We start from the raw sequence: 8000 nt of genomic DNA, 5'->3' as shown, positions 1-8000 counted from the left end.
CCTCCGTGCGGTGCAGTCCTAGACAGCTCCACCACACCGGAGGTCTTCGCCATGATCAAGCCCCGTGGCTGTCAACAACGCTCGTGATCAATACAACTAGCGGCCGTCCGGGCGGTGTGCGTCCCTGGCCCGGTGCTCACGCGCCGGGCCGCCCGTCGCCGGAGGCGCCCCTGTTCGCCTCGTCCCGGCGCTCCTCGTCGCCACCGCGCAGCTGTCCCCGCCCCCACAGGCCCCGGGCCCGGGTGAGCACACCCGCTCCCGTGCCGCGGCTGCGGTGGCCGTGGACGCGGGGGTCGTCCGTGACGGCGTAACGCTTCACGTACGCGCCCAGGAAGGCCTGCAGCGTGGCGACCGCGGGGATGGCGATGAGCGCGCCGACCGCGCCGAGCAGGGCGGTGCCGGCGATGACCGAGCCGAAGGCGACCGCGGGATGGATGTCGACGGTCTTCGAGGTCAGCTTCGGCTGCAGCATGTAGTTCTCGAACTGCTGGTAGACCACCACGAAGATCAGCACCCAGACCGCGTACAGCGGGTTGACTGTGAAGGCGATCAGCATCGGCAGCGCGCCGGCGAGATACGTGCCGATGGTGGGGATGAACTGTGACACCACACCGACCCACATGCCGAGCACGGGCGCGTACGGGATGCCGAGGGCCTGCAGCATGACGTAGTGCGCGACGGCCGAGATCAGCGCCATCAGCCCGCGCGAGTACAGGTAACCGCCGGTCTTGTCGACGGCGATCTCCCACGCGCGCAGCACCTCGGCCTGGCGGGCGGGCGGCAGCACCGAGCATATGCCGCGCCGCAGCCGGGGTCCGTCGGCGGCGAAGTAGAAGGAGAACAGGCCGATGGTCAGCAGCTGGAAGAGACCGCCGAGGACCTGCGTGGACACGTCCAGCACGCCGGCCGCGCTGTTCTGCACGTACTTCTTCAGCCAGTCGGAGCGGAGCAACCCCTGCTGGATGTCCAGCCGCTTGAGGTCGGTACGGAAGGTGCTGTTGATCCAGTGGATGAGCGAGTCGAGGTAGTCGGGGAAGTGCTCGATCATCTTGATGATCTGGCCGGCGAGCATCGAGCCCAGGAGGGTGACGAACCCTGCGGAGACGATCAGCAGGCCGAGGAAGACCAGGAACGTGGCGAGACCGCGGCGCAGGCCGCGGGAGGACATCCAGCTGACCGCGGGTTCGATGGCCAGGGCCAGGAAGAACGCGATGAGGATGTTGATCAGCAGCCCGGTGAGCTGGTGGAACGCCCAGCTGCCCAGCTGGAAGGCGGCGATGAGGGCGAGCGCGAGCACCATGGCGCGCGGCAGCCAGCGGGGCATGCGGGCGGCCGGCCCGGCGTCGCTCACGGCCGGGGGCCGGGTGGGCGGCGTCGTGCCGTCGGGGGATGCCTGGGGGGCGGACTGCCCGGTGTCGTCAGTGGATGCCACGGACCAAGTCTCCTTGACGCCACTGACAACCCTTCACCGGCCCGCGATCGGCAAGCGGCCGTCCCGCGATCTTGACCGCGACTTCCCGTCCCGGACGGGTCCCGTCGTCCTCACGGCCGCGCTCAGCGCCTCTCCTGCGGAACGTTCATCACCGTGCACACCACACGCCACACGTCCTTGGCCTCCCAGCCGGCGGACAGCGCCTCGTGCACCGTGCGCTCGCCCAGCTCCGACATCACGTGGTCGCGCGCGAAGGTGTCGGCGTAGCCCGCACCGAAGTGCTCCGCCATCCGTTCCCAGAAGACCGTCAACCGCATGCCATCAGTATCCCGCCCCTGGGAGTGGGCTCCGGCCCGGGACCGCTCACCGAGACCGCTTTGCGGCCTACCGTCTGATCCATGGCCGAAACCGGAGCATCCCCACTCCTCTCCACGCCCCCGGCGCGCTCCCCGCTCTCGCGCGCCGAGCACTTCGTCTGGCTCACCGCGCGCGTGCTGGAGCAGCGTCTGTTCGCGTACCACTTCCTGCGGGGCGACGCCGACCCGGTGGAAACAGCGCTGGACGCCTACCGCAACCCCGACGGCGGATACGGCCACGCCCTGGAACCGGATCTGCGCGGTCCGGTCAGCCAGCCGCTGCACACCGCGCACGCGCTGCGCGTGCTGGACCGCATCGGGCGCTGCGCAGGGCAGCGTGTGGAACGCGTGTGCCGCTATCTGACCTCGGTGTCCACGGCCGAAGGCGCGCTGCCGGCCATCCATCCCAGCCAGCGGGGTTATCCGGCGGCGCCGTTCCTCCCGATCGTGGACGATCCGCCGAGCGAGCTGCTCGCGACCGGGCCCGTGGTGGGCCTGCTGCACCGCAACGAGGTCTGGCACGCGTGGCTCTTCCGGGCCACCGACTTCTGCTGGCAGCGCATCGAGTCGCTGGAGAAGTCCCATCCGTACGAGATCGAGGCCGCCGTCGCCTTCCTGGACTCCGCGCCCGACCAGGCGCGTGCGCATGCAGCGGCGGACCGCCTGGGGCGGCTGGTGCGGGAGCACCGGCTCGCCGCCCTGGACCCCGACGACCTCGAGGCCTACCCGGTCGCGCCGGGCTACGCCCCGGGCGAGCACCATTTCCCGTACGACTTCGCGCCTGGGCCGGACTCGCTCGCGCGCGCGTGGTTCACCGACGACGAGATGGCGCGGTCCCTGGACCATCTGGCGAGCGAGCAGCGGGAGGACGGCGGCTGGCCGGTCCGGTGGCGCCAGTGGGCACCGGGCACGGTGCTGGAGGCGCGGCCCATGGTGACCATCGAGGCACTGCGCACGCTCAGGGCGTACGGCCGCTCCATCGGGTGAGCGGGTGGAGCGGGAGGCTCCGGCGGGTGGCAGCACGGGGGCCCGGCCAGGACCGCCCGTCCCCACCCAGCACCCCGCCTCCGCCTCCGCGACTGGGCCTGGCGCAGTGACCCGCCCGGTCCCGCCCCGCCCCGCCTGGCACCGAGACTGCCCGGAGCCGCCGCGCGTCCCCGCAGCTCAAGGCCGTTGTCAGTGGGTGGGTGCAGGATGGACGCATGGTCAGCTCCGCCCATCCGGCCCTCGACGGCTTCTCCCCCGCGACCCGCGGCTGGTTCACGGGGGCCTTCTCCGCGCCCACGGCCGCCCAGGCGGGCGCGTGGCAGGCCATCGGTGCGGGGTCGGACGTGCTGGTGGTCGCTCCCACCGGCTCCGGCAAGACCCTGGCCGCGTTCCTCGCCGCCCTGGATCAGCTCGCCTCCACCCCGCCCCCGGCCGACCCGAAGAAGCGCTGCCGGGTGCTGTACGTCTCCCCGCTGAAGGCCCTGGCCGTCGACGTGGAGCGCAACCTGCGCAGCCCGCTGACCGGCATCCGCCACGAGTCCGTCCGCCTCGGCCTGCCGGAGCCGGAGGTGAAGGTCGGCATCCGCTCCGGTGACACCCCGCCGGCCGAGCGCCGCGCGCTGTCCACACGGCCGCCGGACATCCTGATCACCACCCCGGAATCGCTGTTCCTGATGCTGACCTCGGCCACACGTGACGCGCTGGCCGGTGTGGAGACGGTGATCCTGGACGAGGTGCACGCGGTGGCGGGCACCAAGCGCGGGGCGCATCTCGCGCTGTCCCTGGAGCGGCTGGACGAGCTGCTGCCGAAGCCCGCCCGCCGTATCGGCCTGTCGGCGACCGTCCGCCCGGTCGACGAGGTCGCCCGCTATCTCTCGCCGCGCCGCAAGGTGGAGATCGTCCAGCCCGAGTCGGGCAAGGAGTTCGACCTGTCGGTCGTCGTCCCGGTCGAGGACATGGGCGAGCTGGGCGGCTCCCCGGCCGCCGACGCCTCCGAAGGCGCGGAGCGGCCCTCGATCTGGCCGCACGTGGAGGAGCGGATCGCCGACCTCGTGCAGTCCCACCGGTCCACGATCGTCTTCGCGAACTCCCGTCGTCTCGCCGAGCGCCTGTGCAACCGGCTCAACGAGATCGCCTACGAGCGGGCGACCGGGGAGACGCTGGACGAGCACCATGCGCCGGCCGAGCTGATGGGCGGCTCGGGCGCGGCCCAGGGCGCCCCGGCGGTCATCGCTCGCGCTCACCACGGCTCGGTGTCGAAGGAGCAGCGGGCCTTGGTCGAGGAGGACCTGAAGGCGGGCCGGCTGCCCGCCGTGGTGGCGACGTCCAGCCTGGAGCTGGGCATCGACATGGGCGCCGTCGACCTCGTCGTCCAGGTCGAGTCGCCGCCCTCGGTCGCCTCCGGCCTGCAGCGCGTCGGCCGCGCGGGCCACCAGGTGGGCGCGGTGTCCACGGGCGTGGTGTTCCCCAAGTACCGGGGCGACCTGGTGCAGGCGGCCGTGGTCACCGAGCGGATGCGCACCGGCGCCATCGAGTCGCTGAAAGTGCCCGCCAACCCGCTCGACGTGCTCGCCCAGCAGCTCGTCGCCATGACGGCGCTGGACACCTGGCAGGTCGACGACCTGCTCACCGTGGTGCGCCGCGCCGCGCCCTTCGCGTCGCTGCCGGAGTCGGCGTTCACCGCCGTGCTCGACATGCTGGCGGGCCGCTATCCGTCCGACGCGTTCGCCGAGCTGCGCCCGCGCGTGGTGTGGGACCGCGTCGCCGGCACGGTCACCGGCCGCCCCGGCGCCCAGCGCCTCGCGGTGACCTCGGGCGGCACGATCCCCGACCGTGGCCTGTTCGGGGTCTTCCTCGCCGGGTCCGACCCGAAGAAGGGCGGCGGCCGGGTCGGCGAGCTGGACGAGGAGATGGTCTACGAGTCGCGGGTCGGTGACGTCTTCACGCTGGGCACCAGCTCCTGGCGCATCGAGGACATCACCCGCGACCGGGTCCTGGTCTCCCCGGCGCCGGGCGTGCCGGGCCGGCTGCCTTTCTGGAAGGGCGACCAGCTGGGCCGCCCGCTGGAACTGGGCCGTGCGGTCGGCGCCTTCCTGCGCGAGGTCGGCTCCCTCGACCGGGACGACGCGCGGCTGCGGCTGCTCGCGGCCGGGCTGGACGCCTGGGCCGCGGACAATGTACTGGCGTATCTGGACGAACAGCGGGAGGCCTGCGGCCACATCCCCGACGACCGCACGATCGTCGTGGAGCGCTTCCGTGACGAGCTCGGCGACTGGCGGGTCGTGGTGCACTCCCCCTTCGGCGCCCAGGTGCACGCCCCGTGGGCGCTCGCGCTCGGCGCCCGCCTCGCCGAGCGGTACGGCATGGACGCGCAGGTCATGCACGCCGACGACGGCATCGTGCTGCGATTGCCGGACGCCGACCTGATGGGCCTGGAGCTGCTCGATCAGCAGCCGGCGAAGGCGGGCACGGAGTACGACGCCGACCAGGCCCCGGTCGGCGCGGCCGACGTGGTCTTCGACAAGGGCGAGGTCGACCAGGTCGTCACGGACCAGGTCGGCGGCTCCGCCCTGTTCGCCGCCCGCTTCCGCGAGTGCGCCGCCCGCGCGCTGCTGCTGCCGCGCCGCAACCCCGGCCGGCGCACCCCGCTGTGGCAGCAGCGCCAGCGCGCCGCACAACTGCTCGAGGTGGCGAGCGAGTTCGGTTCCTTCCCGATCGTCCTGGAAGCGGTCCGCGAGTGCCTCCAGGACGTCTTCGACGTCCCCGGCCTGACCGAACTGATGGGCGACCTGGAGTCCCGCAAGGTGCGCCTGGTCGAGGTGACCACCCCGGAACCGTCCCCGTTCGCCCGCTCCCTCCTCTTCGGGTACGTCGCCCAGTTCCTGTACGAGGGCGACTCCCCGCTCGCCGAGCGCCGCGCGGCCGCGCTGTCGCTGGACTCCCGGCTGCTGGCCGAGCTGCTGGGCCAGGCGGAGCTGCGCGAACTGCTCGACGCCGAGGTGCTCACCGAGCTGGAGCGGGAGCTGCAGTGGCTCACCGAGGACCGGCGCATCAAGGACGTCGAGGGCGTGGCGGACGCGCTGCGCGTGCTCGGCCCGCTCACCGAGGCGGAGCTGGTCGAGCGCGGCGCCGAGCCCCCGTGGGCGCATGAACTGGCCGCGGCCCGCCGGGCCATCCGGGTCCGCATCGGCGGCCGGGACCACTGGGCGGCGATCGAGGACGCGGGCCGGCTGCGCGACGCGCTCGGGACCGCCCTGCCGGTCGGGGTCCCCGAGGCCTTCACCGAGCCCGTCAAGGACCCGCTGGGCGACCTCCTCGCCCGCTACGCCCGCACCCACGGCCCCTTCACGTCGGCCACCGCCGCCGCGCGGTTCGGGCTGGGCGTCGCGGTCACCGACGGCGCCCTGCAGCGGCTCGCCGCGGCCGGCCGGGTCGTCCAGGGCGAGTTCCACCCCGCCGGCATCGGTCAGGAGTGGTGTGACGCGGCCGTACTGCGCCGGCTGCGCCGCCGTTCCCTGGCCGCGCTGCGCCACGAACTGGAGCCCGTGCCGCCGGCCGCGCTCGCCCAGTTTTTGCCGCAGTGGCAGCACATCGGCAAGGGCCACGCGCTGCGCGGCGTCGACGGACTCGTGCGGGCCGTGGAGCAGTTGCAGGGCGCGTCCGTGCCCGCCTCCGCCCTGGAGAAGCTCGTCCTGCCGTCCCGCGTCAGCGGTTACACCCCTGCGATGCTCGACGAACTCACCGCCGCCGGAGAGATCGTCTGGGCCGGTGCGGGCGCACTGCCCGGCAAGGACGGCTGGGTCTCCCTCTACCTGGCGGACGCGGCCCCGCTGCTCCTGCCGCCGCCGCACCCGATGGAGCCGACGGCCCTGCACGAGTCCGTACTGAACACTCTGTCCGGCGGCTACGGCCTGTTTTTCCGTCAGATCGCCGACCAGGTACGGGCCACCACCCACCCCGACGCCACCGACCCCCAACTGGCCGACGCCCTGTGGGACCTGGCCTGGTCCGGCCGGCTCACCAACGACACGCTCGCCCCGATGCGTTCCCTGCTGGGCTCCGGCCGCACCGCGGGCTCCACCGCCCACCGCGCCAAACGCGCGGCCCCGCGCGGCCGCTACGGCTCCCTGACCGCCGCGGCGCGCCCCGCCTCCCGCAGCGGCCCGCCGACCGTCGCCGGCCGCTGGTCCCTGCTCCCGGCGCAGGAGCCGGACCCCACGGTCCGCGCCCACGCCCTGGCCCGTACGCTGCTCGACCGGCACGGCGTGGTGACGCGGGGCGCCGTCGGCGCGGAGGGCGTCGAGGGCGGCTTCTCGGCGGTGTACCGCGTCCTGTCCGTGTTCGAGGAGAGCGGGCAGGCCCGTCGCGGGTACGTGGTGGAGGGCCTCGGCGCCGCGCAGTTCGCCATGGACGGCGCGGTCGACCGGCTGCGCGCGGTGGCCAACGCCCGCGAGCGCGGTGACGCCGCGAGGGCAGCGGCCCCGGCAGGCTTCGGCGCCCCGGACGGCGACGGCCACGGCAGCCCCGGCGGTCCTCCGTCCGACGGTTTCCCCGCCACCGACGCCGACTGGACCAGGGCCTTCGACGCGCCCGACGGCACGCAGTTTCCGGACTTCCCGCTCTCCCCCGGCGACTACTTCTCCCCGCGCGACTTCGCATCCCCGGGCGCCGGCGGCCCCCGAGGCGGCGGTCCGGGCCACGGCGCCGGCTCACCGTACGACGGCTACGGCGGCGGCTACGACACCGGCGGCGGCACGCCAGGCGGGTACGACCGCCGTTTCGGCAACCACGGCACGTACGGCAACCGCCGCGCCGACCCGACCGCCGCCACCCGGTCCGTCGTCCTCGCCGCCGCCGACCCGGCCAACGCCTACGGCGCCGCCCTGCCCTGGCCCGAGCCGCCGACCGGCGCCGGGCACAAACCGGGCCGCAAGGCGGGCTCCCTCGTGGTCCTGGTCGACGGTGACCTGGCGCTGTACATGGAGCGCGGCGGCAAGACCCTGCTGGCCTGGCCCGCAGAGCCGGACGGCGAGGCGAGCGAGGATCCGCGTCTGCGGGCGGCAGCGGAGGCCCTGGCAGCGGCGGCCCGCGCGGGTTCGCTCGGCACGGTCACGGTGGAACGCGTCAACGGCGCCTCCGCCCTGACCTCCCCCTTCGGCACCCTCCTGGAAGGAGCCGGCTTCATCGCGACCCCCCGCGGTCTGCGGCTACGGGCCTGACGGCGC

At 73.8% G+C, this 8000-nt stretch carries 4 protein-coding genes; 2 read left to right on the top strand and 2 right to left on the bottom strand.

The window, feature by feature from the left end:
- Positions 1 to 136: 136 nt before the first annotated feature.
- Positions 137 to 1432, bottom strand: a complete 1296-nt coding sequence (locus ACF1GV_RS41260; protein ID WP_391692121.1) for an AI-2E family transporter — start codon at positions 1430 to 1432, stop codon at positions 137 to 139.
- Between the two features lie 122 nt (positions 1433 to 1554).
- Complete coding sequence (locus ACF1GV_RS41255; RefSeq protein WP_391692119.1) at positions 1555 to 1749, bottom strand: DUF3046 domain-containing protein; 195 nt, start codon at positions 1747 to 1749, stop codon at positions 1555 to 1557.
- Between the two features lie 81 nt (positions 1750 to 1830).
- On the opposite strand from ACF1GV_RS41255, the gene ACF1GV_RS41250 reads away from it, so the two are divergent.
- Positions 1831 to 2775: a hypothetical protein gene (locus tag ACF1GV_RS41250; protein WP_391692117.1), complete on the top strand. Its 945-nt coding sequence runs from the start codon at positions 1831 to 1833 to the stop codon at positions 2773 to 2775.
- Positions 2776 to 2990: 215 nt separating this feature from the next.
- The gene (locus ACF1GV_RS41245) at positions 2991 to 7994 is read left to right on the top strand and encodes an ATP-dependent helicase (protein WP_391692115.1); all 5004 of its coding nucleotides are present in this window, start codon (positions 2991 to 2993) and stop codon (positions 7992 to 7994) included.
- Positions 7995 to 8000: the final 6 nt, after the last annotated feature.

This window comes from Streptomyces sp. NPDC014006, assembly GCF_043088925.1.
Lineage (GTDB): Bacteria > Actinomycetota > Actinomycetes > Streptomycetales > Streptomycetaceae > Streptomyces.
This window is presented reverse-complemented; position numbering and strand designations above follow the sequence as displayed.

Bases quoted from the DNA above. Each gene is read 5' to 3' on its own strand.
- ACF1GV_RS41250 (WP_391692117.1), top strand. From the start codon at position 1,831: ATGGCCGAAACCGGAGCATCCCCACTCCTCTCCACGCCCCCGGCGCGC.
- ACF1GV_RS41245 (WP_391692115.1), top strand. From the start codon at position 2,991: ATGGTCAGCTCCGCCCATCCGGCCCTCGACGGCTTCTCCCCCGCGACC.
- ACF1GV_RS41255 (WP_391692119.1), bottom strand. From the start codon at position 1,749: ATGCGGTTGACGGTCTTCTGGGAACGGATGGCGGAGCACTTCGGTGCG.